This is a genomic window from Oceanococcus atlanticus (assembly GCF_002088235.1).
Lineage (GTDB): Bacteria > Pseudomonadota > Gammaproteobacteria > Nevskiales > Oceanococcaceae > Oceanococcus > Oceanococcus atlanticus.
In genome coordinates this window covers 673,617-698,527 of the sequence record NZ_AQQV01000002.1, presented here as the reverse complement: position 1 = coordinate 698,527, position 24,911 = coordinate 673,617, and the positions used below count along the sequence as shown (strand labels likewise).

25 protein-coding genes are annotated in these 24,911 nt (G+C 61.9%); 8 read left to right on the top strand and 17 right to left on the bottom strand.

Annotated elements, in window-relative coordinates:
• Window positions 1–108: 108 nt before the first annotated feature.
• Both ATO7_RS10340 and ATO7_RS17025 read right to left on the bottom strand, forming a co-directional pair.
• Complete coding sequence (locus ATO7_RS10340; RefSeq protein ID WP_083561831.1) at window positions 109–372, bottom strand: ComEA family DNA-binding protein; 264 nt, start codon at window positions 370–372, stop codon at window positions 109–111.
• Between the two features lie 85 nt (window positions 373–457).
• Window positions 458–940: a PepSY domain-containing protein gene (locus ATO7_RS17025; protein ID WP_206044880.1), complete on the bottom strand. Its 483-nt coding sequence runs from the start codon at window positions 938–940 to the stop codon at window positions 458–460.
• Between the two features lie 111 nt (window positions 941–1,051).
• Here ATO7_RS17025 and ATO7_RS10330 point away from each other — a divergent pair, with 111 nt between their 5' ends.
• The 3 genes from ATO7_RS10330 to ATO7_RS10320 are packed head-to-tail and all read left to right on the top strand — an operon-like array spanning window position 1,052 to window position 3,380.
• Complete coding sequence (locus tag ATO7_RS10330) at window positions 1,052–1,381, top strand: PepSY domain-containing protein (protein WP_158523157.1); 330 nt, start codon at window positions 1,052–1,054, stop codon at window positions 1,379–1,381.
• Window positions 1,378–2,049 (top strand): response regulator transcription factor, encoded by a 672-nt coding sequence (locus ATO7_RS10325; RefSeq protein WP_083561646.1) that lies wholly within the window; start codon window positions 1,378–1,380, stop codon window positions 2,047–2,049. Before ATO7_RS10330 ends, ATO7_RS10325 begins: the two co-directional genes overlap by 4 nt.
• Entirely contained in the window at window positions 2,046–3,380 is a 1,335-nt protein-coding gene (locus ATO7_RS10320) for a sensor histidine kinase (protein ID WP_083561645.1), read from the top strand. Before ATO7_RS10325 ends, ATO7_RS10320 begins: the two co-directional genes overlap by 4 nt.
• Here the strand turns inward: ATO7_RS10320 and ATO7_RS10315 are convergent.
• From ATO7_RS10315 to ATO7_RS10300, 4 genes are all read right to left on the bottom strand, one after another.
• The gene (locus ATO7_RS10315; protein WP_083561644.1) at window positions 3,377–4,993 is read right to left on the bottom strand and encodes a phytoene desaturase family protein; all 1,617 of its coding nucleotides are present in this window, start codon (window positions 4,991–4,993) and stop codon (window positions 3,377–3,379) included. The genes ATO7_RS10320 and ATO7_RS10315 overlap by 4 nt on opposite strands.
• Before the next feature lie 12 nt (window positions 4,994–5,005).
• On the bottom strand, window positions 5,006–8,284 hold the full coding sequence (icmF, locus tag ATO7_RS10310) for a fused isobutyryl-CoA mutase/GTPase IcmF (RefSeq protein ID WP_083561643.1): 3,279 nt from the start codon (window positions 8,282–8,284) through the stop codon (window positions 5,006–5,008).
• 112 nt (window positions 8,285–8,396) lie between these two features.
• A complete protein-coding gene (locus ATO7_RS10305; RefSeq protein ID WP_083561642.1) occupies window positions 8,397–9,077 on the bottom strand; it encodes a hypothetical protein in 681 nt (226 codons plus the stop codon).
• Between the two features lie 84 nt (window positions 9,078–9,161).
• Window positions 9,162–10,253, bottom strand: a complete 1,092-nt coding sequence (locus tag ATO7_RS10300; RefSeq protein ID WP_146680278.1) for a hypothetical protein — start codon at window positions 10,251–10,253, stop codon at window positions 9,162–9,164.
• A gap of 115 nt (window positions 10,254–10,368) precedes the next feature.
• Here ATO7_RS10300 and gshA point away from each other — a divergent pair, with 115 nt between their 5' ends.
• Window positions 10,369–11,892 carry a glutamate--cysteine ligase gene (gene gshA, locus ATO7_RS10295; RefSeq protein ID WP_158523156.1) on the top strand — a complete coding sequence of 508 codons (1,524 nt, stop codon included), beginning with the start codon at window positions 10,369–10,371 and terminating at the stop codon, window positions 11,890–11,892.
• A 56-nt stretch (window positions 11,893–11,948) separates the two neighbouring features.
• Window positions 11,949–12,302, top strand: coding sequence for a PilZ domain-containing protein (locus ATO7_RS10290; protein ID WP_083561639.1), 354 nt, complete (start codon window positions 11,949–11,951; stop codon window positions 12,300–12,302).
• A 45-nt stretch (window positions 12,303–12,347) separates the two neighbouring features.
• Here ATO7_RS10290 and ATO7_RS10285 read toward each other — a convergent pair whose 3' ends face one another.
• The 6 genes from ATO7_RS10285 to ATO7_RS10260 all read right to left on the bottom strand — a co-directional run bounded on the left by ATO7_RS10285 (window position 12,348) and on the right by ATO7_RS10260 (window position 17,434).
• On the bottom strand, window positions 12,348–13,616 hold the full coding sequence (locus tag ATO7_RS10285; protein WP_083561830.1) for an O-acetylhomoserine aminocarboxypropyltransferase/cysteine synthase family protein: 1,269 nt from the start codon (window positions 13,614–13,616) through the stop codon (window positions 12,348–12,350).
• Between the two features lie 110 nt (window positions 13,617–13,726).
• Complete coding sequence (locus tag ATO7_RS10280; protein ID WP_083561638.1) at window positions 13,727–15,541, bottom strand: long-chain-acyl-CoA synthetase; 1,815 nt, start codon at window positions 15,539–15,541, stop codon at window positions 13,727–13,729.
• A gap of 90 nt (window positions 15,542–15,631) precedes the next feature.
• Window positions 15,632–16,138, bottom strand: a complete 507-nt coding sequence (locus tag ATO7_RS10275) for a DUF456 domain-containing protein (protein WP_240499457.1) — start codon at window positions 16,136–16,138, stop codon at window positions 15,632–15,634.
• A 4-nt stretch (window positions 16,139–16,142) separates the two neighbouring features.
• The gene (locus ATO7_RS10270) at window positions 16,143–16,676 is read right to left on the bottom strand and encodes an SRPBCC family protein (protein ID WP_083561637.1); all 534 of its coding nucleotides are present in this window, start codon (window positions 16,674–16,676) and stop codon (window positions 16,143–16,145) included.
• Window positions 16,677–16,743: 67 nt separating this feature from the next.
• Entirely contained in the window at window positions 16,744–17,013 is a 270-nt protein-coding gene (locus ATO7_RS10265) for a hypothetical protein (RefSeq protein WP_146680277.1), read from the bottom strand.
• Between the two features lie 61 nt (window positions 17,014–17,074).
• Window positions 17,075–17,434 carry a Spx/MgsR family RNA polymerase-binding regulatory protein gene (locus ATO7_RS10260; RefSeq protein WP_083561635.1) on the bottom strand — a complete coding sequence of 120 codons (360 nt, stop codon included), beginning with the start codon at window positions 17,432–17,434 and terminating at the stop codon, window positions 17,075–17,077.
• A 212-nt stretch (window positions 17,435–17,646) separates the two neighbouring features.
• On the opposite strand from ATO7_RS10260, the gene ATO7_RS10255 reads away from it, so the two are divergent.
• Window positions 17,647–17,859 (top strand): cold-shock protein, encoded by a 213-nt coding sequence (locus tag ATO7_RS10255; RefSeq protein ID WP_083561828.1) that lies wholly within the window; start codon window positions 17,647–17,649, stop codon window positions 17,857–17,859.
• A 69-nt stretch (window positions 17,860–17,928) separates the two neighbouring features.
• On the opposite strand, the gene ATO7_RS10250 is transcribed toward ATO7_RS10255, so the two are convergent.
• Window positions 17,929–19,260, bottom strand: coding sequence for a dicarboxylate/amino acid:cation symporter (locus ATO7_RS10250; protein ID WP_240499456.1), 1,332 nt, complete (start codon window positions 19,258–19,260; stop codon window positions 17,929–17,931).
• A 109-nt stretch (window positions 19,261–19,369) separates the two neighbouring features.
• On the opposite strand from ATO7_RS10250, the gene ATO7_RS10245 reads away from it, so the two are divergent.
• Together ATO7_RS10245 and greB are read left to right on the top strand one after the other, a co-directional pair.
• Window positions 19,370–20,218, top strand: a complete 849-nt coding sequence (locus ATO7_RS10245; RefSeq protein ID WP_083561633.1) for an SDR family oxidoreductase — start codon at window positions 19,370–19,372, stop codon at window positions 20,216–20,218.
• On the top strand, window positions 20,218–20,685 hold the full coding sequence (gene greB, locus ATO7_RS10240) for a transcription elongation factor GreB (protein WP_240499455.1): 468 nt from the start codon (window positions 20,218–20,220) through the stop codon (window positions 20,683–20,685). The genes ATO7_RS10245 and greB overlap by 1 nt, the downstream gene beginning before the upstream one ends.
• A gap of 44 nt (window positions 20,686–20,729) precedes the next feature.
• On the opposite strand, the gene purH is transcribed toward greB, so the two are convergent.
• The 4 genes from purH to accC all read right to left on the bottom strand — a co-directional run bounded on the left by purH (window position 20,730) and on the right by accC (window position 24,906).
• Window positions 20,730–22,277, bottom strand: coding sequence for a bifunctional phosphoribosylaminoimidazolecarboxamide formyltransferase/IMP cyclohydrolase (purH, locus tag ATO7_RS10235; RefSeq protein WP_083561827.1), 1,548 nt, complete (start codon window positions 22,275–22,277; stop codon window positions 20,730–20,732).
• A gap of 28 nt (window positions 22,278–22,305) precedes the next feature.
• Window positions 22,306–22,575, bottom strand: coding sequence for a DNA-binding transcriptional regulator Fis (fis, locus tag ATO7_RS10230; RefSeq protein WP_083561631.1), 270 nt, complete (start codon window positions 22,573–22,575; stop codon window positions 22,306–22,308).
• Between the two features lie 80 nt (window positions 22,576–22,655).
• Window positions 22,656–23,549: a 50S ribosomal protein L11 methyltransferase gene (gene prmA, locus ATO7_RS10225; protein WP_083561630.1), complete on the bottom strand. Its 894-nt coding sequence runs from the start codon at window positions 23,547–23,549 to the stop codon at window positions 22,656–22,658.
• Window positions 23,542–24,906 carry an acetyl-CoA carboxylase biotin carboxylase subunit gene (gene accC / locus ATO7_RS10220; RefSeq protein WP_083561629.1) on the bottom strand — a complete coding sequence of 455 codons (1,365 nt, stop codon included), beginning with the start codon at window positions 24,904–24,906 and terminating at the stop codon, window positions 23,542–23,544. Before accC ends, prmA begins: the two co-directional genes overlap by 8 nt.
• Window positions 24,907–24,911: the final 5 nt, after the last annotated feature.

Here is a 24,911-nt window from a genome sequence, read left to right as displayed (position 1 = left end):
GCGCGGCTTATACCGCGTTCTTGTTGTACCTGTATGACGCAGTATAGACGCCCTTCAGGTTGGCCAAAAAAAAGCGGGCCGAAGCCCGCTGTAAGTTTTTCGCATGGGTTACTTGAGCAGAATGAACTCTGCATTGCGACTCAATGTTTTGTCGCCAATGCCTTTGACCAGCGTCAGCTGATCAGCGGACTTGAATGCGCCGTGGTCATCGCGAAATTCGACGATGCGCTGGGCGATGGCCGGGCCAACCCCGTGCAGTTCCTGATCCAGTGTGGTGGCGTCAGCGGTGTTGATGTTGACCGGGCCGGCAAAGGCCGGTGCGGCGATGAGGGTAGCGAGGCTCAGGGCGGCGAATTTGATACGTGGGAACATGATGATCTCCTTGGTCTGACGAAATCGGGCGAGATGCCCTTGCTGATCAGATACGCATCCATCGGCCAAACCCGGACATGGCGGATCAGCGCAGAACTTCTCGCAAATCGCCGTTGCTCTCCATTTCGACCACCTCAAGCGTGGCTGGGTCGAGTGCCATCTCGACCTCGCGACCGTTTTCGTCGCGCATCTCGATTTCAATCAGTCCATCATCCGCGGAGATTTGATCGATATCGCGATGTCCTTGCTGCTCCAGCCAGTTGACCACACGCTGAGCGGTGGCGATGTCGATGCTCTCCTCGCGGTCTTCGTCGGCATCGCCGCTGTGATCACGCAGGACGCTGCCTTGTCGGTCAAAGCTCAGCTTGCGCTCAGCACCGTTGCTGTCGAAACCTTCGATCTCGATGTGGCCACGGCGGTTGATTTCCAGCTCTTCAATGTGGGTTACGTCATATTGGTTCAGCGCGTTCAGGGTGTCGCGCAACGCTTGGGGGCTGGCCTGGCTGGTTGTCGGAAGGATGCCGGCAGTGATCAGGGCGGCGGCCATCACATTGTTTGAAATTCTCATGGAGACTCCTGTGTTGTTGAGGTTCGCCGCCATTGTGGAGAGGTGGATTGCCAGAACTGTGAACGGGTCGTTCATGATTCGTTCATATACGCAGGCCGCATAATGGCGCCTATGCGTAGCGGACTGACGATAGCGGTTCTGGCGGCTCTGGCCCTTGGTGCCAGCGCTGTGCGAGGCGATGATGTGGATCACGAAGACTTGCGTCGTGCAGTGGAGCGCAATGAACTGGTGTCGCTGCGGAGCTTGTTCGACTGGATTGAGGCTCGCTACGAGGGTCGTATCATCGAGGTCGAGATCGACGATGACGATGACATGCTGATCTACGAAGTGGAGATGCTGACGCCCAAGGGCAACAAGATCGAGTTCGAATTCAACGCCCGCAGTGGTGCGCTGATGTCCCTGAGCGGACGAGGCCTGAGCGATACGCGGGATCGCGAATGAAGGTGTTGGTGGTCGAGGACGATGTGGCACTGGCCGAGCGCCTGGCCGCGCTTCTGCGTGATGCCACTCTGGGCGTGGATCTGGCTCACGATGGTGAGCAGGCGGACTTCCTGGCCCGCACCGAACGCTACGACGCGATAGTGCTTGATCTTGGGCTGCCGGTGCGCGACGGGCTGAGTGTGTTGCGCGACTGGCGCGACGTAGGTCTGGACACTCCGGTACTGATTCTGACGGCTCGCAGTCGCTGGCCAGACAAAGCAGCAGCGTTTTCGGCCGGCGCCGACGACTATGTCACTAAACCATTTGAACCCATGGAAGTGGTCGTGCGCATACAGGCTTTGATTCGCCGCAGTCAGGGGCAGTCCAGCCCGGTGATCGAAGTGGGCGCGGCCAGTTTGGATACGCATTCCGGCCAATTGCTGATGCACGGTGTTCCGGTCAGTCTGACCGCGCAGGAGTACAAGCTTATTGCCTATCTGTTTCTGGCGCGTGGGCGGGTGGTGTCGCGCAGCGAACTGGTGGAACACGTTTATGAGCGCGACCGCGATCCGGATTCCAACGTGATTGACGTGCTGCTCAGCCGGGTCCGCAAACGCCTGGGCAGTGAGCTGATCGAGACGGTTCGCGGCCGCGGCTTTCGCGTGCAATCAGGGGATGCGGTTCCATGAGAGCGCGCGTCAGTAGTCGGCTTACGCTGGTTGCTGTGCTCATGATGCTGTTGTTGATGCCATTGGCAGGCTGGACGCTGGCGGATGCTTTCCGGCAGTCGGTGCTGAGTAACTTCGATCTGCGTCTGAGTGCTTATGTGGACGCCCTTGCAGCGCGCGTGGAGATCGACGAACAGGGGCAGTTGGAGGTTCAGCAGCGCCCCGAGGAATTGCGCTTCGGCAAAGTGTTCTCTGGCTGGTACTGGCAGATTGGCCACGCTGATGAGCTGGTGGCGACATCGCGCTCGCTGTGGGACACGCGATTGCCATGGTCGCGGCCCACTGGTGCCAGCAGCCGTTTCAGCGTGACATTGAACGGCCCCCGAGACGAAGCCCTGCGTGGGCATGCATTGAGCATGAAAATGCCCGGCATGGATGGCGAGATACGCCTGTTGGTCGCTGGTCCGTTGGAAGATGTGCAGCGCGAGACGGCGCAGTTTCAGCGTTTGCTAGTGGCTGCTTTAAGTGTGCTCGGTTTTTTGCTGGTGGTTGGTTTTATTCTTCAGATCCGTTGGGGGCTGGCACCGCTGCGTGGTATTACGCGGGACCTGCACGCCGTACGACAGGGGCGTACGCAAAGGCTCGGCACTGCATTGCCGAAGGACCTGTATGAGGTCGCGGCGACCATGAATGAGGTGCTAGACCACCATCAGGCTCTGATTGAGCGTGCACGCGCGTCTGCTGGCAATCTGGCCCACGCGCTGAAAACGCCATTGGCCAATCTGCGGCTGGATCTGGAACGTGAACCACCCGATCGTGTGGCCATGCGTGCTGACTTGAAGCGCGTTGATGAGCTGGTTGAACATCATCTATCGCGGGCCAGTGCGGCAGGGCGTGCTGTGGCTTCGCGCCAAACCGCGTTGCAGGTTGCACTTGAACCGGTGCTGTCGGCAGTCCAGGGCATGTACCGCGAACGCGACCTCAATTTTGTGGTTGCGCTTGATGCTGAAGCGGTGTGGCGTATGGATGCCGGTGACTTACAGGAGCTGGTCGGTAACCTGCTCGACAATGCCGCCAAATGGGCACGCCACCGCGTTGAGCTACGCAGCGCGCATGGGCCGGATGGTTGGGTACTGGTGATTGAAGACGATGGCCCTGGGATTCCTGAGGCGCGCCTCACACAGGTTCGTGAACGTGGCGTGCAACTGGATGAGCACGAGCCGGGCGGCGGCTTGGGGTTATCTATCGTGACCGACATCGCTACCTTGTATGACCTCAAGCTGCACTTCGAAAACCGCCAGTCAGGTGGTTTGCGTGTGCAGCTGGATTTTGCCGGGATGATGGGCGACTAGGCGTCGCGCATAACCGCCCGCGCCGCATTGCGCCCGGGCAAGCCGCTGACTCCCCCGCCGGGATGCGCGCCGGCGCCACACAGGTACAGGCCCTGAAGCGGGCTGCGGTGATCGGCCCAGCCGGGCACCGGGCGCAGGCTCAGCAGCTGTGAGGGCGTCATCGCGCCGTGAAAAATATTGCCCCCGGTCAGCGCGAATTCGCGTTCAAGATCCAACGGGGTGAGCACCTGGCGGTGCAGCACATGCTGCGAAAAACCCGGTGCGTAGCGGTCGATCTCGGCCAGGCAGGTATCGGCAAAGCGGTCGCGCTGGCTGCTCCAGTCCGCATCACGCAGGCTGTAGGGTGCGTACTGCACAAATAACTGAACGATGTGGTGACCGGCCGGGGCGAGACTGTCGTCCAGTGCGCTGGGGATGGTCATCTCGATCAGTGGATGCGGGCTGAACTGGCCGTATTTGGCCGCATCATAAGCTCGCTCCAGCGCGTCCATGCTGGGGCCGATGTGGATGGTGCCGCGATGTTGCGGGCCGGGTTGGTCGCTGCCGGGGCAGGCGCTGAAATCAGGCAGACGTGACACCGCCAGATTGATTTTGGCGCTGGCGCTGCTGTAATCGATGGCGGCCACGGCCTGATTGAAGCCATCCGGCAGGGCGTTGGGTGTAAGCAGTTGGCCGAAGGTCACTTGAGGCGTGGCATTGGACATCACGATCGGGGCCTTAAGCACGCGCCCGTCGGCAAGCCTTACGCCTGTGACCCGGCCCGCCTGGTGTTCGATCTGTGCCACGCTGGTCTGGGTGTGAATCTCCACCCCGCGCTGTGCTGCACTGGCGGCCAGCGCCTGGCTGATCGCACCCATGCCGCCAGCGGCATAGCCCCACACGCCGCGGGTGCCACCGGCATGGCCCATCACATGATGGAGCAGGACGTAGCCGGTGCCGGGGGTGGACGGCGCAGCCATGGCGCCGATCACACCGTCGGTGGCCAGGGTGGCTTTGAGCACATCCGACTCAAACCAGCGATCCAGCACCTGCTGGGCAGAGTCCAGCAGCAGGCGCATGGCTGCGGGCTGATCCGCGCCCAGCTTGGCCAGCGCGCGGCGCAGGCGCAGCGTACCGAGCAAATCGCTGATACGCCGGCCGAGGGGCTGGCGACGCCAGCTTTGTGGCAGTGGCAACAGTGCCGGCACCGGGTTGTCGAGGATCGGCTCCAGGGCTTCGGCCACGCGGGTCAGAAAGGCTTCGTAGCGCGGGTAGGCTTCGGCGTCACGCCGCGAGAACTTGCTGATCTCACGCTGGTTGGTTGCGCTGTCACGGCCGAGCATCAGGTAGCGCCCGTCATCCAGCGGGGTGAACGAGGCCGGATCGCGTGGGATCATGCGATAGCCGTAGCGGGCCAGATCCAGGTCGCGGATGATGTCGGGCGCCAGCAGGCTGACCAGATAGCTGCAGGTCGAGGCCTTGTAGCCCGGCGCCAGCTCCTCGCTGACACAGGCGCCGCCGACCACAGCGCGACGCTCCAGTACCGTGACCCGGCGACCGGCGGCGGCCAGGTAGGCTGCCGCGGTCAGGCCGTTGTGTCCGGCGCCGATGATGATGACATCAGTATCGTGCACCGGATGGTCTCCTTACATGTTGCGCCGGTACTGGCCGCCGACTTCAAACAAGGCGTTGGTGATCTGCCCCAGGGAACAGACCCGCGCCGCGTTCATCAGCTCGGCAAAGATGTTGCCACGTTCGATGCACACCTGCTGCAGTCGAGCCAAGGCCTCGGGAGCTTGATCGGCGTGCCGGCCGTGGAACTGCCGCAAACGTTCGATCTGGGCATCCTTCTCGTCGTCGGTGGAGCGCGCCAGCTCCAGCGTGGTGTCCTGCGGGCCGTCGTCATCCTTGGGATTGCGGAAGGTGTTCACCCCAACCACCGGCAACTCGCCGGAGTGTTTGAGGTGTTCGTAGTGCATCGACTCTTCCTGAATCTTGCCACGCTGGTAGCCGGTTTCCATGGCCCCGAGCACGCCGCCGCGCTCGGAGATGCGCTCGAATTCGGCCAGCACGGCTTCCTCTACCAGCTCGGTCAGCTGGTCAAAGATGAAGGCGCCCTGGTTGGGGTTTTCGTTCTTGTTAACGCCCCATTCCTTGTTGATGATCAACTGGATGGCCAGCGCACGACGGACCGATTCCTCGGTCGGCGTGGTGATCGCTTCATCGTAGGCGTTGGTGTGCAGCGAATTGCAGTTGTCGTACAGCGCGATCAGGGCCTGCAGGGTGGTGCGGATATCGTTGAAATCGATTTCCTGGGCGTGCAGCGAACGGCCAGAGGTCTGAATGTGGTACTTCAGCATTTGGCTGCGCGCGTTGGCGCCGTACTTCTCGCGCATGGCCACGGCCCAGATGCGCCGGGCAACCCGGCCCATCACCGAGTACTCCGGATCCATGCCGTTGGAGAAGAAGAAGGACAGATTGGGGGCAAAATCGTTGATGTCCATGCCCCGCGCCAGGTAGCTCTCGACGAAGGTGAAGCCGTTGGACAGGGTGAAGGCCAACTGGCTGATCGGGTTGGCGCCCGCTTCGGCGATGTGGTAGCCCGAAATCGACACCGAGTAGAAGTTGCGCACCTCGTTGGCGATGAAATACTCCTGAATATCGCCCATGCATTTGAGGGCGAACTCGGTGGAGAAGATGCAGGTGTTCTGGCCCTGGTCTTCCTTCAGGATGTCGGCCTGCACCGTGCCGCGCACGCTGCGCAGGGTTTGCGCCTTGATGTTTTCGTATTCGTCCGGCCGCGGCTGGCGCCCTTCGGCTTCGACAAAAGCCTCGACCTGCTGATCGATGGCGGTGTTGAGGAAAAACGCCAGGATGGTCGGCGCTGGCCCATTGATGGTCATCGATACCGAGGTGGTCGGTGCGCACAGGTCGAACCCTGCGTACAGGTCCTTCATGTCGTCCAGGGTGGCAATGGAGACCCCGGAGTTGCCGACCTTGCCGTAGATGTCGGGGCGCGGATCCGGGTCTTCGCCATACAAGGTGACCGAATCAAAGGCGGTGGACAGGCGCGCGGCCGGCATGCCTTCGGACAGGTAGTGGAAACGCTTGTTGGTGCGAATCGGGCCACCTTCACCAGCGAACATGCGGGCCGGGTCTTCACCTTCACGCCGGAACGGGAACACGCCCGCGGTGTAGGGGAAGCGGCCGGGCAGGTTTTCCTTGTACAGCCAGTTGAGCAGGTCGCCGTCATCCGAGAACCGCGGCAGGGCCACTTTCGGAATCTTGGTGCCGGACAGGGATTCGCGGGTCAGCGCCACCGAAATCTGCTTGTCGCGCACGCTGTAGGTGAAGCTATCGCCGCTGTAGTTTTCCACCGTCTGCGGCCAGTCCTGTAGCAGATGGCGTGATTCGGCGTTCAGATGATCATCGCGCTTGTTGAGCTGATGCTCGAGCGCCTCGGTCGGTTCGCCAGCCTGATCCAGCATGCGTTTGGCTTCGCGCAGCTGCTGACGCTCGCGCGCGATCTGGGCCTGATGATCAGCGTGTTTTTTGTAGCCGCGCACGGTATCGGCGATTTCCGCCAGATAGCGGATACGCGCACCGGGCACCAGCGCATCGCTTTTGCTCGACATGGTGGTGTCGGGCCGGGCCAGCTGACCTTCGGGCAGCTCCAGCTGATGTTTGGCCAGTTGTTCCTTCAGGGCGAAATACAGCGCGGTAACGCCGTCATCGTTGAAGCGCGCAGCGATTGTGCCGTAGGCCGGCATGGCGTCGGTGGGGCGGTCGAATGCAACCTGATTGCGCTGCATCTGCTTGCGCACATCTCGCAGGGCATCTTCGGCGCCGCGGCGGTCGAACTTGTTGATCGCCACGACATCGGCGAAGTCCAGCATGTCGATTTTCTCGAGCTGGCTGGCGGCGCCGAATTCCGGTGTCATCACGTACATCGAAACATCGGCGATCTCGACCACGGCGGCGTCGCCCTGACCAATCCCGGCGGTTTCGGCCACGATCAGGTCAAAGCCGGCAGCCTTGCAGGCCGCAATCGCGCCGGGCAGGGCTTTGGACACTTCCATGCCGCCTTCGCGTGTGGCCAGCGAACGCATGAAGATCTTGAACTCACCGTCACGGCTTTTGTACAGCGCGTTCATGCGGATGCGGTCGCCAAGCAGCGCGCCGCCGGATTTGCGCCGGCTGGGGTCGACGGCAATGACCGCGATCTTCAATTCGTCCTGCTGGTCGATACGAAAGCGCCGAATCACCTCGTCGGTGAGCGAGGATTTGCCGGCGCCACCGGTGCCGGTAATCCCCAGCACCGGCACATGCTTGCTGCTGGCGGTCTGCTTGATGCGTTCCATGAAGGCGCCGGGCACTTGCTCCGCTTCAATCAGCGTAATCAGGCGGGCCAGGGCACGCTGGTCGCCCTGACAGGTTTTGCCCAGCAGATCTTCGCCATCACCGCTCAAGTCCTGGCTGGCGCGCTCGATCATGTCGCGGATCATGCCTTCCAGGCCGAGCTTCTGTCCGTCATGTGGCGAATAGATGCGGGCCACGCCGTAGGCATGCAGATCGCGGATTTCCTCCGGCACGATCACGCCGCCACCACCGCCGAAGACTTTGATGTTTTCGCCGCCACGCTCTTTGAGCATGTCGATCATGTACTTGAAGTACTCGACATGGCCGCCCTGGTAAGAGCTGATGGCGATGCCGTGGGCGTCTTCCTGCAGGGCGGCGGTGACGATTTCCTCCACCGAGCGGTTGTGCCCCAGGTGGATGACCTCGCAGCCCAGTGACTGCAGCAAACGACGCATGATGTTGATGGACGCATCATGGCCATCAAACAGGGAGGCCGCGGTGACAAAGCGTAAAGGCTTGTGCGCCGCGGCGGACTGAGGTGCAAATGATTCGGCCGGCTGGCTCATGTCGGCTCCTGAACGATCGGTTAATTAATCGCAGTATAGCGAAATGAAGCCAGTCTACTGTGCTGTGCGGCGGGGAAAATCGCCGGATTGGACGAGGAGCGGTGCTTGCGCCTCAGGCGGCGGGTTGGCGGCGGCGGCGATCGCCGATCAGGCGGTCATATTCGTACACGGCCTCGCCATGTTGTTTGCGCACAATGCCCGGTTGACGGGTGAAGCGCCAGCCGCTGGCATCGTTGACTCGATTGCTGGCCAGCAACAAGGGCAGGCGTTCGTTGGTGACTTCACGGCCCTGGTAATAGCGGTCCATTTGCCAGGGCTTTTCGACCGGCGGAAGCAGTGGCTCAAGACAGGCGCATTGTTCTGGCAGCAGGCGCGTGGCGGCGTGGACAAAGTCTTCGGGCCAGGGTTGAGACTGATCGTGCAAGCTTAAGTACAGGGCGAGGTTATGGGCTTGGTCCATGAATGTGGACAGCGCGTGTTCAGCAGCAGCCTGCGGCGTCTGGTTCAAAGCACCGCTGGTTACATGAAACACCAGATCAGGACTGTTGAGCAGCAGCAGACTCAGGCTGGGTTGGTCGTTATGACCGGGGCCGGCGCAGCCGATCAAGTTGATCGAAGGCCAGGTTTCATGAATGGCTCGAAGCAGGGTGGAGTCGCTTTTGTGCCCGCTGTTGAGCAGTATGCCTGCCTGTGCGCGCGCGTCGGCCAAACCCGACATCGCGTGAGCGATTACCGTGCCGACCGCTTGTGCCGGATCACGCTCATGGCTGCAGCCCAGAACAATTTTGAACATCGCTTTGCATCACATGGTGAGATGGGATGCAGCCTAAGACTGATGCCGCAGTGAAAAAGTGAAGGCGTGGCTTTGACGGCGCCGTCAGGCATCTTTCGGCCCGAAGGGCAGTTGCAGTCCGACGCCGACGCCGTAACTGCCGTCACGTTCGACCAGCGGGTCGATGCGCGGCCAGGTATAGCCGGTGATGAATTCCAGATACAGGCGCCGCTTGAACAGGGGGTGGCGGTAAAGCATGCGTAAGCCGTATTCCCGAACCGGCACCGGATGGCGGGTCTCGCCGCGGCTGAAAACCTCCAGGGCCAGCCCCTTCTCACCCCCCAGGCTGTAATACAGCCAGGCGGCGCTGCGCCAGTCCAGCCCTTCACTTTCCTGGGTCACTGTGCCTACGGTGTCCCAGCGTGCCAGTAGCTGAGGTGTGATCACATGCATCCAATCCAGGCCACTGGTCGAGCCGAACCCGTCCTTGTTGGTCCAGAACAAAACTTCGCGCAGGCTGACGACATTGACATCATCGCTGTAGGCCAGATAGCGGAAGCGGTTCTGCACAAACACTTCGGTGTCGGTGAGTCGTTTTGCGCCCACCCGCAGGTCCGATTTGAATACCCGGCTGGAGCTTGGGAAGCCATAGCCCAGGCCGGCCAGCCAGTCGTCGTCATCATCCAGGGTGGGGAATTCGCTGCGCAGGGCAAAGCCCTCGCTGCGGCCGCGTACGAAATCATCGTCGTTGTCCAAACCCACAAAGGCCGACAGGCGCTCTTTCAGGGCGGGCAGTTCAACCCGGACCTTGAAGCGCACTCGGGTCTCCGAACCGGTGAATTCAGACCAGTAGTAGGAGGTCTCCAGGCGCCCGTGAGAGCGTCGTGCCGCCAGCACGTTAGCTTCGCCGCCGAAACCATCCAGCCACAAGGCCGCGCGACAGATGATCTCCTCGATCTGGTCGCGGGTCAGATCAAGCATGTCATCGTGGTTCGGGACATAAACCTGATCGCACGGGCGCGGTTTCTCGCGCGGGTACACACGCGGTACGGGATGGTTGCCGTGGGTTTCCAGTGGAACACGCTCAGCGGCCGGCTCAAGCACTTCGGGGCCTGCCGGCAGGGCACAGTTGGCCGTCAGTACCAGGCCGGTGCCGACCAAGAGCCGCGCGCAGCGTCGCGGAAGGGAATGATTCACGGCCCGCGCCATGTGCATTACAGTACGCCACTTTCCAGTCAGTGGGTTAGCGCCAATGTCGAATCGCCCGTCCGTGTTGAAGCGGACTTGCCTTGAGCAACTGGATTTCGCGACGTTGACGCAAAATCAGATGGGCCTGGAGCGTGAAACTCTGCGTGTTGATGCACACGGGCAAGTGTCCGAGAGCGATCATCCGCAGGGGGTCGGGCACAAACTTACGCACCCCTCAATAACGGTCGATTTTTCAGAAGGTTTGCTCGAACTGGTCACCGCACCGCACCGTGGTGGCGAGCCCATGCTCGATGAATTGGGCCAACTGCATGCGTGGGTCGCGCGCCATTTGCCGGCCGGCGAGCGTCTCTGGGCGATGAGCATGCCCCCGTCGGCGCTCAACGAGCAGATCCGCATCGCAGATTTTGGCCCCAGCGCCAGCGGTCGTATGAAGCAGATCTACCGCCAGGGGCTGGCCTCGCGCTACGGCAAGATCATGCAGGTGATCGCCGGGGTGCATTTCAATTTTTCTTTCGACCCGCGTTTTCTGGCTCACATGCACAACCGCCTGGGGCAGGGCTTGGATGAGCAGGCGTGCCGCAATCAGCTCTACTTCCGCTTGATACGCGGCTTTGATCAGCACGCCTGGGTCTTGCCCTACCTGTTTGGCGCTTCGCCAATCGCGGCACGCAGTTCCATGGCTCAGCCGACCAGTTGGCTGAGAACGCTGGACGATCAGCATGTCTATGGTGAATTTGCCACCAGTCTGCGTATGAGCGACATCGGTTATCAGAGTCCGGCGCAGTCGGATCTCAACATCTCGCACCGCGATCTCACCGACTACGTGCGTGAACTGGTGCTGGCCACGCGCACGCCATGGCCCGCCTATGAAGCCCTGGGCGCGCAGGCCAATGGTGATTGGGTGCAGCTCAACGGCAATATCCTGCAGATTGAGAACGAGTACTACAGCGCGATTCGTCCCAAGCAGATCGTCGAGCGCGGCGAGCGGCCGGCATGCGCCCTGTTCAACCGTGGGGTCAGTTATATCGAAGTGCGCATGCTCGATGTGGATCCGTTTGCGCCGCTTGGTTTGAGCGCCGACAGCGCGCGTTTCCTGGAAGTCTTTCTGCTGGCCTGTCTGGCCTGGGGGGAAGACAATCCCGGGCGCGAGAAAATCGACAAGCACAACCGTACTGTGGCCATCCGCTACGGGCGCCAGCCCGGGGTCAAGTTGATGCGCGGCTCCTCCAGCTTGTCACTGCGCCACTGGCTGGACGAATGTCTGGATGATTGCGCGCTGATCGCGGTTCAACTGGACCGCGCTCACGGAGGGCAGCGTTACGCTCAGGCCGTGCAGATTCAGCGTGACAAATGGCAGGCGCCCGAGACCTTGCCGTCCCAGCGTGTGCTGGATGCCGGTGCCGACGGCGGTTACCACGATTGGGCGCTGGGTCTGGCCGAGCGCCATACCCGAGGGTTTGCCGAGCAGGCCATGGATACGGCGGTGGCGGCGGAATTGACGCAATTGACCCGTGATTCCTTCGAGCAGGCGGCGGCTTTGCCGGCGGCAAGCGCCAGTCAGGTCGAGGCCTATGTGCAGGACTATTTCGCCTCGGTTTGTGATGACATGTTGGCCAGTCTGCTCTGAGCCGGCGATCAGGCAGTGTAGGCTAGTGATGCTGCGGGTTTGAGTTCGTTCTGTGCATGGCCAAATCGGATGACAATGAGGCGCAACGGCGCGCGTACTTTCGCTTGCTTTACCCGCAAGTGGAGCGGCCGTGCTTGCTGACCGACGGAGCCAGCTATCCGGTCAGTGAGATTTCCGAGGGCGGCATGCGCCTGGTTGCCCTGGATCAGGGCGACGATCTGACTCAGCAACGCCAGATCGTGGGCATATTGCAGCTGCCTGGCGACAGCGTCGCGGTTGAAGGGCGGGTGTTGCGCAAGCAGAGCGATGAAGTGGTCCTGGTGCTGTCGGAAGGCATCCCCCTGGCCTTGATGGTCAGCGAGCAGCGCCGTTTGATCCGCAAATATCCCGCCTTTTTCGGGCGCGAATGAGCGGGCTGCGCCCCCGGTTTGGCAGCCGGGGACGCACACGCCGAATCAGACTGCGTTGAGGGCCTGATCCAGGTCTGCGATCAGATCGCCAATGTGTTCGATACCGATCGACAGGCGCACCATGTCCGGCGTGACACCGGCCTGGCGCAATTCCTCGTCATTCAGCTGGCGGTGCGTGGTTGAGGCCGGAATCGCAGCGCAGCTCTTAGCATCGCCGATATTGACCAGACGCAGGATCAGCTGCAGCGCGTCGTAGAAGCGCACACCGGCCTCGCGTCCGCCTTCGATGCCGAAGCTGAGGATGCCCGAGCCGTGTCCGTTGAGATATTTCTGCGCCAGCGCGTGATCGCGATGGTCGCTAAGACCGGCATAGCTGACCCAGTTGACCTTGCTGTGCTGGCGCAAGTGCTCAGCCACCGCCAGGGTGTTGCTGTTGACCCGCTCCATACGCAGCGACAGCGTTTCCAGGCCCTGCAGGAAGAGGAAGGCGTTGAACGGGCTCATGGCCGCGCCCATGTTGCGCAGCGGCACCACCCGGGCGCGCGTGATAAAGGCGGCTTCGCCCACATCCTGTGCGTAGTTGACCCCGTGATAGGACACATCCGGCTGGGTCAGCAGCGGGAAGCGCTCGGCATTGGCCAGCCAGTCGAACTTGCCACTGTCGACGATCACGCCGCCGATGCTGGTGCCGTGCCCACCGATGTACTTGGTGGCGGCGTGTACAACGATGTCGGCGCCAAAGTCGATCGGTTTTTCCAGGAACGGGGTTGAGACCGTGCTGTCGACAATCAGCGGAATGCCGTGGTCGTGTGCCAGTTTGGCGAGATTTTCGATGTCGGCCACATTACCTGACGGGTTGCCGATCGACTCGCAGTAGATGGCACGTGTGTGGGCATCGATTTTGGTGGCCATGCCGGCGAAGTCGTCCTTGTCGGCAAAACGCACTTCGATGCCCTGGCGTGGCAGGGTGTGGGCGAACAGGTTAAAGGTGCCGCCGTACAGTTCGCTGACCGAAATGATGTTGTCGCCGGCTTGCGCAATGGTCTGGATGGCGGCCGTGATAGCGGCCATGCCGGAGGCCATGGCCAGCGCCCCAACGCCGCCCTCAAGTGCAGCCATGCGCTGCTCGAGCACGCTGCAGGTTGGGTTCATGATGCGGCTGTAAATGTTGCCTGCAACCTTGAGGTCGAACAGATCCGCCGCATGCTGGGCGCTGTCAAAGGCGTATGAGGTGGTCTGATGGATCGGCACCGCAACCGCGTTCTGGTTGTCCGGGTCGTAGGCGTGATGCAGGGCGATGGTATCGGGGTGCATGCTCATGATTGTGGGGTTTCCTGTGCTGTGTATGACGTAACACAGGCCAGCGGGACTGGCCTTGCATTCGTTCTTTTTTATGGGGTGGCGCGGGTAAGCACGCCGAGCGCTTACAAGCGCAGTTCACCGGCCTGGATGGCGGTGAATTTCTGCTCGCCCAGGGCTACGTAGTCATTGCCCTGAAGCAGATACAGCGGTTCGCCGCAGGCGGCTGGCTCGAAGCCTTCCTGTTTCAGTTCGACCTTGCGGTATTTGAACGTGCCGGTCATTTCCTGGGCCTCGCGCAGACGCAGGAACAGCGGTCGTGCATAGGCTGGCAAGGCGCTGGCCATGTGCGCGGCGAAGCCGGCGAAGTCGAAGGCATCAACAGCGCAGCTGGGGGTGATCGCAGCCATGCCGGCACGTCCGTCGGTGTTGGGTACTTCGACTCCGTAGACCACCGACTGTTCGACCTGCGGCCAGCGGTTGACCGCAGCTTCCACCTCGGTGGTGGCGACGTTTTCGCCCTTCCAGCGGAAGGTGTCGCCCAGACGGTCGACAAACTGGATGTGCTTGAAGCCTTGGTCGCGCACCAGGTCGCCGGTGTTGAACCAACAGTCCCCGCTTGTGAATACATCACGGTAGAGCTTTTTCTCGCTGGCCGTGGGGTCGGTGTAGCCCTCGAAGCCGAAGCGTTCGGTGACTTCGGTCAGCAGCAGGCCGGATTCGCCCTTGTCGACCCGTACCATGTGACCGCTGGCATCACGCACCGGCTCATCGGCGTCGATATCGTATTTGACCACCGCGAACGACATCGGGCAGAAACCGGCGGTTCGGTCCATGTTGAAGGCATTGGTGAAGATCAGGTTGCCTTCGGAGGCACCGTAGAATTCATTGATGCGTTCGATGCCGAAGCGGTTTTTGAATTCGTCCCAGATTTCCGGCCGCAGACCGTTGCCCACGCACAGACGGACCTTGTGCTGACGGTCATTGTCGCGCGCGGGCTGGGCCAGCAGGTAACGGCACAGTTCGCCGATGTAGCAGAACATGGTGGCGTCGAAGCGGCGGATATCGTCCCAGAAACGGCTGGCCGAGAATTTGCGCGCCAGGGCCATGGTTGCGCCGCCACCCAGCGCGGCGGACCAGGCCAGGGTCAGGGCGTTGTTGTGATAGAGCGGCAAGGCGCAATAGAACACGTCGCTGTCGCGGGTGCCCATGGCGGCCTGGCCCATGGAATAACAGGCCCGGGTCCAGCGCAGATGGCTCATCACCGAAGCTTTGGGCAGACCGGTCGTGCCTGAGGTAAAGATGTAATAGGCCGGCTGGCCCAGCAGCACATCGTCGGTGCTCGAAGGGTTGGTATCCGGTTGGGCGCCAAGCTCGGCGTCCAGGTCGACATAACCTTCGGGGCAGGGTTCATTGGTGCCGTCACGCTGGAACAGGCGGCTGTCGCGGAACCCCTCGCCCAGCTCATCGCTGATGTCGTCAATCGCGCTGCGCAGCTCGCTGCCGACGATGGTGAAGCGGGGCTTGACCAGGGTCAGGCTGTGGATCAACACGTGATCGCGTTGCGAGGTGTTGATCATGCTGGCGATGGCACCCAGCTTGACGATGCCGGCCACCGCAATCAGCACTTCCGGGCGGTTTTCCATCATCACCGCGACCACGTCGCCGCCGCTGACACCCTGGCCTTCGAGATAATGCGCCACACGGTTGGCCGCCTGATTGAATTCGGCGTAGGTGTAGCGGCTGTCCTGATAGCGTATAGCGAGCTGATTGGGCCGCTGCTGGGCCTGCTTTTCGATCAAGGAGCCGATCGATTGCGCCTTGTCTTTCTTGAGCAGCAGGGTCCGGGCCATGGCGGTGGCCGCACGTGGCAGGTCCGGAGTGAGTTTCAGGGCGCTGCGTGCCAGATCGCGAAATTCGAGCGTGTTGGCGCTGCTCATGCGGGTCTCCCAGGTTGATCGTTTTTCAAGGGCCAGCGGGCTGGCCAAACCACCGCCGATAATAGCATCGTGGTCTGCCCGGGCCGTGCTTCAGGTCAGTCGCATGAACAGGAAAATGCCGACCATCATGATGCCGGTGGCCAGCTTGGCCGCCGTGCCGATGAGCAGCCCGATGGTGGCGCCCACACCGGCGCGGCCAGCGGCATCCAGCGTGCGGCCGGACATCAGCTCACCTATCACTGCACCGGCGAAGGGGCCGATCAGCAGCCCAATGAGTCCGAAGAAGATGCCAACAATGGCGCCCAGCGTGGCGCCCAGCACCGACAAGCCGGAGGCGCCGAAGCGTTTGGCGCCGAGCGCCCCGGCAACAAAATCAGCGAGCACGCCGAGCAGGGTCAATAGACCCAGTATGACCAGCGTCCACAGTCCGACATGCACGTAGTCTTCCATCCACGCAGCCATCCATAAGCCGCCGAACAGCAGCGGCGGGCCTGGAATCGCCGGGAACACCAGGCCAATCAGGCCCAGCGTGATCAGCGTTGCAGCGCCTGCCCACAGCAGGATCGCGCTGAGCAATTCAGCGTTGAATATGTCCACAGATTCAGTTGTTGTTGATGAAGCCGGCCAGTGCGCCAAGCTGTTGCGCCTGGACCTGGTCGACGATGTTGACGAAGTCCCCCAGCGGCTTGGGTACGAAGCCGCTGACGGTGTAACGCAGGCGGATGCGGGTGCCGGCCTCGGGTTTGTTCTGGTCGAGCGGCTCGAAGATCCAGTCCAGCGGGCCGCTCAGACCCATGCTTTGCAGCGGGCCGAGACCGCCGACCATGCGCAGCAGATGGCCAGGGCGCGCGACAACCACGCGCATGTGCTCCACCTGATCTGCGCCGGCGATCTCGCACAAGCAGCCGCCCGGCCGGGCCTGGATGGAGAAATTTTCCGAGGCCCCGAACCAGCTGTGGTCGGCCGGCCACCAGTCTCCGACGTCCTCAACCAAGGCCTGGTAAGCCTGTGCCGTATCGGCTCTGACCTCGACCTGATTTTCCAGCTGAAAGCCATTGTCGGTTTGTGCCAGCACAGCCGCTTGAGCGCTGCCTGCGGCGCTGCACAGGGCCAGCGCCAGGTACGGAATCTTCATGCCATCACCCCCAGGTTCGGGGGCCAAGATAGCTCAGTTTGCGACCGTGTGGTGTGGGCTGCGCCACTCAGGCGTCGCGTGTGGAGGGCGTCGTCTGCGCATTTGAATCGTCGACATCGGTCGCATGGGCTTCCTGATGCGAGAGTGCGGGCAGGCGTGCTGCGGTGTCCATGTCGTCGATGATCTGCCGACTCAGCCGATCAATCAGCAAGGCCACCGGATTGGGATATACGGTGATGTCAGGCAGGTTGGAGCTAGGTTCTGCAGTTTGTGCATTGGCGCTGGCGGCGCCCCCTATGACGGTGGCGACAAAGGCCAAAGCGGTGGTTTTCATCATGCTGTCTCCCAGGCTGACACCTTTATGGAGACATGGGCCGGCGGAAAGTTCCCGCCGCCTGTCAGCCTTGCTGCAACCAGCTGATGATCTCGTCGGCCTGTTTGGCCGGGAAGCCGACGCGCAGGGCATTGCCGCGGTCAATCACCGGGCGTTTGATCAGTGCGGGGTGGTCGCACAGCAGTTGCGCGGCCTGCGCACTTTCAGCCTGTGCCTGCGCGGTGCTGTCCAGTTGGCGCCAGGTCGTGCCGCGGCGGTTGATCAGCTGATCGGCGCCCAGTGTGTCCAGCCAGCTCTGCGCCTGTTCCGGGCTCAGGCCGTCGCGCCGAAAATCATGGAAGTGGTGGGTAATGCCCGCGCTATCCAAGGTTTTACGTGCACGTTTGACGGTGTCGCAATTGGGGATGCCGTAGAGCGTAATCATGCTGTTTGCGATGGCGAATGGCCGCGCAGTATAGGCACCCGGTCATGCCTGTGCACCCCTGCAGGGTAAGGGTTTAGCGCCAATTGCCGGGTGTCGTAAAAATTGTCGACTTGGCAGTAAATTTACTCTATGGTGCTGTGAGAGGCGCTATGCGTTTCTTTAACGAAGGCCGGGTGGCCTTCGTAATTTTTCGTTTTTATTTGGAAGTTTCAATGTCTGAAGTAGCGACCGGTACGGTCAAATGGTTCAATGAAGCCAAAGGTTTCGGGTTCATCACGCCAGCTAACGGTGGTGAAGATCTGTTCGCCCATTACCGTGCCATCGAAGGGGGCGGTTTCCGTACCCTGAAAGAAGGCCAGCAAGTGCAGTTCGAAGTCAAAGAAGGTCCCAAGGGCCTGCAGGCTGCTGCAATCCGCCCGCTGTAAAGCGCGCCAAGAATATTCGAAGGCCAGCAGATTGCTGGCCTTTTTTGTGCCTGATGGTTTTGTCCTGGCCTAGCCAGCTTGGTCAGGCGTCAGGCGGGTGATGATGCGAGCGCCGACCGCATCACCCCAGACATTGACCGTGGTGCGGCACATGTCGAGCAGGCGGTCGATGCCCAAAATCAGGCCCACGGCGGCAATCGGCAGGGTGCTGGTGCCGGGCAGGGCGGCGAGTGAGGAGTTCACCGCTTCGACCACGATCACCATGGTCACCAGGCCAGCTGACGGGATGCCGGCGGCACCGATGGCGGCCAGCGTCGCGGTGACGGCGATCAGAATCAGTTCGGTGGTGCCCAGATCGATGCCGTAGGCCTGAAACAGGAACACCACGGCTACAGCTTCATACAGCGCGGTACCGTCCATGTTGATGGTCGCGCCCAAGGGCAGTACGAAGCGCGAGGCGCGGCGGCTGCAGCCGCTGGCTTCGGCCGCTTCCATGGTCACCGGCAGGGTCGCGGAAGACGAGTCGGTGCCAAAGGCGGTGAGCAGGGCCGGGCGCATGCCCACGGCGAAACGCCAGGGTGAGTAGCGGGTGAACAGCCACAGCACCAGCGGCAGCGTGATCAGCGCATGCACCAGCAGGCCACCGATGACGGTGGCGACGTAGGCGGCCAGCGGGCCGAATAGCGAACCCAGGCCGATACGCGCGACGCTCCAGGCGACCAGCGCAAAGACCCCGATCGGGGCCAGCCTGAGAATCCAGTCGACCAGGCGCATCACCGCATCCAGCAGCGCTTCGAAAAAGACCACCACCGGGCGTGTTTTCTCTCCGCCGGCAGCCAGCGATATGCCCAGGATGATGGAGAAGGCGATCACCGGCAGCAGTTTGAAGTCTGCGGCGGCGCCAAGCGGATTGGAGGGAATTAACTGGCCGATCAGATTCATCAGGGCGCCGCCCAGGCCGCTGGCACCAGTGGCCTCGACGCGGGCGCGTTTTTCGCCGGATTCCGCCGCGTAGGCTTGCTCGCCGCTGCTGAGCACGTCAAGGCCAAGGCCGGTGCCTTGTCCGCTGGGGTCGCCCGGAGCGATCAGGCTGACCAGAATCAAACCAGTTATAACGGCCACCAGCATGGTGCCGAAGTAATAGGTGACGGTCCAACCACCAACGCGGCCGAGTTTATTGGGGTCGCCGATGGCGTTGACCCCGACGATCACGCTGGCGGTGATCAGGGGCACCAGAATCATCTTGAGCAAACCCATGAACACGGTGTTGCCGACCACAGACAGGCCGCTCAGCCAGCCGCCCGGAACCTGGCCATCATAGATTTGATAGAGGGCCTCACCGAGTATGCCGCCGGCGACCAGCCCGACCAGTATCCAGAGCGTGATCTTGAAGTCTTTCATGCTGCGCAGTTGAAGGAGCGAGTCTGCAGTGTAGGGCATGCTTGCCTGGTGCCAAAAAAATGCTCCGGGCCATTGAGTACAATCGAGACTTTTGAATGGGGAGACATCTATGCAAGGACTGGCAGGTAAAACGCTGGTGATCAGCGGCGCATCGCGCGGCATTGGCTTGGCCATTGCAGTGCGGGCAGCGCGTGATGGCGCCAATGTGGCCATTCTGGCCAAAACCGATCAGCCGCATCCCAAGCTGCCGGGCACCATCCACAGTGCCGCAGAGGAGATCGAGCAGGCCGGTGGCAAGGCTTTGCCGATCGTCTGCGACATCCGTGATGACGACGCCACTGCGGCGGCCGTCAAGCAGGCCGCAGAGCATTTCGGCGGCATCGACATCTGCGTCAATAATGCGAGTGCGATCAATCTGATCGGTACCGAGATGCTGAGCATGAAGCGTTACGACCTGATGCATCAGGTCAACGGGCGTGGCACCTTCCTGCTGTCCAAGCTGTGCATTCCGTATCTCAAGAAAGCAGACAACCCGCATGTGCTGAACATTTCACCGCCGCTGGACTGGAACATTCGCTGGTTCAAGCCGCACGCGGCATACACCCTGGCCAAGTACTCGATGAGCGTCTACGCCTGGGCCATGGCCGAGGAATTCCGTTCGGCAGGCATTGCCTTTAACTGCCTGTGGCCGCATACGCCGATTGCTACTGCAGCGATTCAGAACATGCCCGGTGCTGAGCCTATGGTTGAAGCCAGTCGCACACCGCAAATCATGGGTGATGCCGCCTGGCATGTGCTGACCAAGCCCAGCCGTGAATTCACCGGCCAATTCTGCATCGATGATCTGGTGCTTCAGCAGGCCGGGCATACCGACTTTGCCCAGTATCAGCACGAGCCCGGCGCCAAGCTGTTGCCGGATTTCTTTCTGCCGGATGATCTGCCCGATATCGTTCAATAGTGGCGGACTACATCACCGCGGCGGGGCTTCAAGCGCTGCGCGATGAGCATCAGGCGCTGTGGCTGCGTCGTCGCGAGGTCGTCAAAGCCTTGTCGGCGGCGGCGGCTGAGGGCGATCGCTCGGAAAACGCCGAGTACATCTATCGCAAAAAGGAGTTGCGTGAGATCGACCGGCGTTTGCGCTATCTGGGTCGTCGCCTGGATGAGCTCAAGGTGCCCCAGGCTTTGCCGCAGGACACCTCGCGGGTGTACTTCGGTGCCTGGGTGACGCTGGAGGACCAAGCCGGCGATTGCCGCACCCTGCGCATCGTGGGTTCGGACGAGACGGATCCCAAGCAGGGCTGGATCAGTTTGCGAGCACCGATGGCCAAGGCCTTGCTCGGCAAGCGGCTGGATGACGAGATCAGCGTCGCACTGCCCGCAGGGCGCGAGCAGTACGTGATCGTGGAGATCGATTACCGGGTTTGAGTTGCAGCATCAGACCGCGGCCAGCAGGCCGCGGTCTGGCCAGATCAATGGCGGAAGTGGCGGCGTCCGGTGGTAACCATGGCCACGCCGACTTCATTCGCGGCGGTGATGACTTCGTCATCACGCATCGAGCCGCCCGGCTGGATGATTGCGGTGGCGCCGGCTTCGGCGCCGGCCAGCATGGCATCCGGGAACGGGAAGAAGGCGTCGGAGGCCATCACGCTACCGCGCAGATCGAAACCGGCATCTTCGGCCTTGCGAATGGCGATGCGCACCGAGTCGACGCGGCTCATCTGCCCGGCACCGATGGCCATGGTCTGGCCGTCACGAGCAAACACGATGGCATTGGATTTGACCATCTTGACCACTGGCCAGGCGAAAATCATGTCGTTGATTTCGTGGTCGGTGGGGGCTTTTTCGGTCACCACGGTGAGTTCTTCACGGTGGATGCGGGCCTGATCGGCCGATTGCACCAGCAAGCCGCCCGACAGCGTCTTGAGTTCCCAGTTGTTGAGCTGGTCCGGTGCGCAGCCGGTTTCCAGCACGCGCACGTTGGTCTTGGTGGCCAGCGCTTCGCGCGCGGCAGGCGTGATCTTCGGTGCGATGATCACTTCCACAAACTGGTTGTTCAGAATCTCGGCTGCCGTTTCACCGTCCAGGTCGCTGTTGAAAGCGATGATGCCGCCGAAGGCCGATGTCGGATCGGTGGAGAAGGCTTTTTCATAGGCGCTGCCAATGTCCGCGGCGACCGCAATGCCGCAGGGGTTGGCGTGCTTGACGATAACGCAGGCCGGCATGATGAATTCCAGCGCGGCGGTCCAGGCCGCATCGGCGTCGGCCAGGTTGTTGTACGACAGCGGCTTGCCCTGGATCAGGCGGGCCGCGCCAATGGTGCCGGAGGGCGCATTGGCGTCAGCGTAAAAGCTGGCCTGCTGATGCGGGTTCTCGCCATAGCGCAACGCCGTATGCAGATGCCACTGGCGGTTGAAGATGCGTGGCTGGGGCTGTGCGCTGTCGTTGTCATCCAGCGCGCTCAGATAATTGACGATGGCGTCATCGTAAGCGGCGGTGTGTGCAAAAGCTTTGACCGCGAGATCGCGGCGCATGCCGGCATCGACGCCGTCGCCATCCATTGCGGCGAGTAGCCGCTGATAGTCGCTCGGGTCAACCACAATGCTGACGTCTTTGTGATTCTTGGCCGCCGCGCGGACCATGGTCGGGCCGCCGATATCGATGTTCTCGATGGCATCGTCCAGGCTGCAGTTCGGTTTGGCCACGGTCTGACTGAACGGGTAGAGGTTGACCACCACCAGATCAATCGGCGCGATGTTTTGCTCTTCCAGAGTGGCGTCGTCGATGCCGCGACGGGCCAGGATGCCGCCATGAATTTTCGGGTGCAGGGTTTTGACCCGCCCGTTCATGATCTCAGGTGCGCCGGTATGAGCCGAGACCTCGGTCACTTCAACTCCGGCCTCCTTGAGCGTGCGGGCAGTGCCGCCGGAGGAGATCAGCTCCACCTGACGCTGGCGCAGCGCCTGGGCGAGTTCAACGATGCCGGTCTTGTCCGAGACCGAAAGCAGGGCACGGCGGATAGCGTAAGTCACGTCAGTCCTGTGGGATTTAGAATGAGATGCGGTACTGCTGAATCTTTTTGCGCAAGGTGGCGCGGTTAATGCCGAGAATCTCGGCGGCGCGGCTGTTGTTGCCGTCGCAGTGGAGCATGACGCGTTCGAGCAGCGGCTTTTCCACTTCAGACAGGATCAGGCGGTACAGCTCGTTCGGCTGGTGGCCATTCAACTCTTTGAAGTACCGCTTGAGGCTGGCGTCGACGTAGTAGCTCAGCGGCTTGTGGTCATCCAGACCGGTTTCTTTTTGTTCTTTTCCTGACATCGTTCGCGCTTGCGTCGCCCTGACTCTGCGTAATCCCCAACCCGTGAGGCAGTCTCGCGGGGGGCAGGGATGATAGCGGTTTAGTCGTGCGGCGCAAATCGCCTTCCGTCGAGTCTGACCCAAGCCTCTGAATTTGCAGCGTTGAGCAAAAATTGCTCAGCGAAAGCGGCGTGAACCGATTGCGCGTGTTCCGCGAGAATGCCGGACATCACCAGATGTCCGCCGGGTTTGACCAGGGCGCTCAACGGTGCGGCCAGATCGACCAGCGTGCCGGCCAGAATATTGGCCACAACAATGTCGGCCGGCTGTGTGGGCGGTTGCTCGGTGGGGCACAGGGTGATTTTGTCGGCGACCTTGTTGGCGCGCGCATTCTCCAGCGTCGCAGTCATGGCCTGAGGGTCGATATCAAAGGCCGTGACACGAGCCGCGCCGAGCAGGGCTGCCGCCACCGCCAGCACGCCCGAGCCGCAGCCGTAGTCAATCACATGACAGCCGCTCAGATCGGTCTGATCAAGCCAGTTCAGGCACAGTCGGGTGGTCGGGTGCGTGCCGGTGCCAAAGGCCAGTCCCGGGTCCATGCGCAGCACCACCGCATCGTCCGGCCAGCAGGCCTGCGCCTGGTGGGGGCTGACCCACAGGCGTTGACCGAAGGCCATGGGGCGAAAATCCTTAAGCCATTCGCGCTCCCAGGCGCGATCGGCCAGGCCATCGATGCGGATGTGTGCGGGCTGGCAATGTGCGCCGGCGACCAGCACGGTGGCCACGCCGACCAGATCAGCCGCGCCTTCGAACAGGCCGGTGACAACGGTGCGCGGCCACAGGCGCAGTTCGCCCGGGCCGGGTTCGAACACCGGCGTGTCTTCAGCGTCGCTGAAGGTCACGGCCAGCGCGCCGTGTTCGATCAGCTGTTCCTCGATACGGTCCGGGTCATCCGCGGCAATATGAATCTGGCCCCAGCTGCCGGGTTCAGACATCGCGGCTCCATTCGTTGAGACGCGATTCCAGATGGTGGATGTGCGCGCCACCGGCTACGAACTGCGGGTCATGCAGGATGCGCTGATGCAATTCGCGATTGGTGCGTACGCCTTCGACCACCAGTTCGGACAGGGCGGTGCGCATGCGCGCCATGGCACATTCGCGGTCCTCGCCATGAGCGATCAGCTTGCCGATCATGGAGTCGTAGTGCGGCGGCACCGTGTAGCCGCGATACACATGCGAGTCGACGCGCACGCCCGGGCCGCCGGGCACGTGGTATTTGGTGACCTCGCCAGGCGACGGCACGAAGCGCAGCGGGTCTTCCGCATTGATGCGGCACTCCAACGCGTGGCCGTTGATGTGAATCTGGTCCTGGCTGTAGCGCAGCGGCTGGCCGGCTGCAATCAGCAGCTGTTCCTTGACCAGGTCGACACCGGTGATCATCTCGGTGACCGGGTGCTCAACCTGAATGCGGGTGTTCATCTCGATGAAATGAAACGCGCCGTTCTCGTACAGAAATTCAAAGGTGCCAGCGCCGACATAGCCCATGTCTTCACAGGCCTTGACGCACAGGGCGCCAATTTCCGCGCGGGCCTCAGGGCTGATGCCCGGCGCCGGGGCCTCTTCCATGACCTTCTGGTTGCGCCGCTGCATCGAGCAATCGCGCTCACCCAGATGGATGGCCTTGCCATGCATGTCGGCCAGCACCTGAATTTCGATGTGGCGCGGTGTTTCCAGGTATTTCTCCAGGAACACGGCATCGTTGCCAAAGGCCGAAGCGGCTTCCTGGCGGGCCAGGCCGATGTTGCGCTCGAGCTCGGCGGGTGAACGGATCACGTGCATGCCGCGACCGCCACCGCCGGCGGCGGCTTTGACCAGCACCGGATAGCCGATGCCCTCGGCCAGTTCGTGCCAGCGCTTGGGGTCATCATCCAGCACGCCGTTGGAGCCGGGCACGCACGGTACGCCGGCCTGCTGCATGGCTTCGATGGCGGCGGTCTTGTCACCCATCAGGCGAATGGTTTCGGCGCGTGGTCCGATGAAGGTGAAGCCACTGCGCACCACGCTTTCGGCGAAGTCGGCGTTCTCCGACATGAAGCCGTAGCCGGGGTGAATGGCGTTGGCGCCGGTCACTTCCGCAGCGGAAATGATGGCGGCCATGTTGAGGTAGCTTTTGCCGGCCGGCGGCGGGCCAATGCACACCGACTCATCGGCGAGCAGTACGTGTTTCTGCTCGCGATCAGCGCTGGAGTAAACCGCGACAGTGGCGATGCCGAGTTCACGGCAGGCGCGCTGGATGCGCAGTGCGATTTCGCCGCGATTGGCGATCAGGACTTTTTCGAACGGTGGGGTCATGTGGC